Source organism: Actinoplanes sp. ATCC 53533 (genome assembly GCF_003947245.1).
The window spans coordinates 1-2,274 of the sequence record NZ_QHHV01000286.1; the positions used below are offsets into that span (position 1 = coordinate 1).

Below are 2,274 nucleotides of genomic sequence, written 5' to 3' on the forward strand. Positions count from 1 at the left end.
TGCGGATGCGCGGCGCGCAGGGCGGTCTGCTGGTTGTCGAGGTTGACGGCGTCGTGCCCGCTGACCTTGAAGCCGGGCTCGTACTCGACGTGGCCGTCCGGATAGTAGTGGTCCGAGGTGTTGAACCAGTCGTCGATGTCGACGTTGAGGTGGTGCCGCTGCTCGCCGAGGAACATGCCCTTGCTCGTCCACCGGAGCATGCCGTAGACCAGCAGGTCGGAGTGCGTCAGGTACTGGTTCGAGGTGAAGGTCAGCGCCAGCCGCTCGCGGCCGTCGCTGGAGGTGGTCCGCACCCCCAGCACGTCCGAGCCGTTGGTGACGGTCGCCTCGGCGGCACAGCCCGGCGTGATGGCGGTGCGGTAGACGTACGACTGCGTCAGCGGGATCTGGATGCTGCTCTTCAGGTAGTCGAACACGCCCGCGCCGGTCGCGGTGAGCGACAGGTTGATCGGGGTGCTGCCGACACCGCCCTCACCGGTGGAGGTGAGGCAGTAGTTCTCGGGCCAGGTGCCGTAGCTGGTGTAGAGGGCGGCCTGGCGGACCCCGAAGTTACGCTCGTAGGCCCAGAGGATGTTCCACTCGGCCGCGTCGAGCGCGGTGAGGTAACTGCCGTTGGACTCGTAGACCTGCATGCTGTTGGTGAGCAGGATCGCGTTGTAGCGGCCGACGCCGTCGGGACGCACGAGCGTGCTCGTGGTCAGCGGGGTGGCCGCGCCGTAGAACACGTCGTAGGCCGCGCCCACCCGGTCCAATGTGGTCTTCCAGGTGGCGACGCCGAAGTCGTTGGCGTCGGTGCCGATGACCAGCGCGCGCAGGGCGACCTGGTCGTTGAGGCCGGCCGCGGCGGCGGCCTTGGCCGACTGCGCCGGCTTGGCGACCTTGACGCTGCCGGCGCGCTTGGGCAGCGGGGCGGGGCGCGCCTCGGTGGGGCGCGCGACCTGGGCCAGACCGGGAATGTTCGGAGGCTGCCCGGCGGGCCCGGCCGGGGCGCCCGCCGCCTGAGCGGCGACCGGCCCGGAGGCGCCGAGCAGCACTGTCACGACAGCCGTCGCGACGAGGATGAGGCGCGTCGAACTACGGCGCGTGGGACGAGGGGGAACCATCCAAAACCTCCAGAGCAGGAAAGGATCACCACAGGTGCCGCTAAGGAAAATGGGCACAGAGAGATCCCCGGAGGTGGCCCGCGATGAAGCCACGATGGACGTTAGCAACGATCGCCGACACATTCGACGTTCCGGACCTGACCGGTTTCAACCGTTGACTAGTCCACCTTAGAGTGTTATTGCCATCGATGTCCGAGGTTGCTTTTACATCCGTCTATATTGTCCGATGGCCCGCGACAACCCCGCTGACATGGGGATCTCCTTAAGTGATCTTAATGAATGCGTAATGAACCGGACTCATCACTCACCGCCGTGGATCATGAGCGACTTGGCATTTAAGATCGACTTTGCCCAATTTGTGATCGACCAAGGGTGACCGGTCACGCGGAATTCACGATTTAAAGATCGATCGGTCGATGCGGACATCAACCTTTGAGACAGGCTTGTCGGGCCAATCGCGGCGCCCCAAGACATTGACGAACGGCAGCGTCCGAGATACGCGCGCCAGGCGCGCAAGTGTCTGACCATTCGACTGTCGGGTCGCCCTGGAAAACTGCGGGCTCCACGTCACAGCGCCATTTCCCGGCGAGCCTGGCGCTGTGCGGGCCGATAGGCTCCCGCGGATGGGCCACTACGAGAGCATCGACGACCTGCTGCGCCAGAAGGAACTGGGCACGACCGGCTGGCAGCTGATCGACCAGCGGCGGATCGACGCGTTCGCCGAACTCAGCGGCGACCACCAGTGGATCCACGTCGACCCGGACCGGGCACGCGAGGAGGGCCCGTTCGGCGGCACCGTCGCGCACGGCGCGCTGACCCTGTCGCTCTGCACGGCCTTCCTCACCGAACTCGTCCAGGTCCGCGACGTGACCCACGTGGTCAACGTCGGCTTCGACCGGGTCCGCTTCCGCGCGCCGGTGCCAGTGGGCTCCCGCCTGCGCGGCGCGGCCCGGCTGGTCGACGCCCGGCGCATGGCCGGCGGTGCCCGCGTCCGGGTCCTGATCACGGCGGAGATCGAGGGCGCGACCAAGCCGGCCTGCCTGGCCGAGCAGATCCTGGCGTTCTACGGCTGAGCCCATCCCGGCCCAGCCCAGCCCATCCCGGCCCAGCCCAGCCCATCCCGGCCCAGCCCATCCCGGCCCAGCCCAGCCCAGCCCAGCCCAGCCCAGCC

General features: G+C 67.5%; 1 protein-coding gene and 1 pseudogene. One reads left to right on the top strand and one right to left on the bottom strand.

The window, feature by feature from the left end:
• Positions 1-1,040, bottom strand: a pseudogene (locus DMB66_RS53620) (hypothetical protein); the annotation flags it as partial.
• Between the two features lie 686 nt (positions 1,041-1,726).
• On the opposite strand from DMB66_RS53620, the gene DMB66_RS53625 reads away from it, so the two are divergent.
• Entirely contained in the window at positions 1,727-2,176 is a 450-nt protein-coding gene (locus DMB66_RS53625; RefSeq protein ID WP_125811767.1) for a MaoC family dehydratase, read from the top strand.
• Positions 2,177-2,274: the final 98 nt, after the last annotated feature.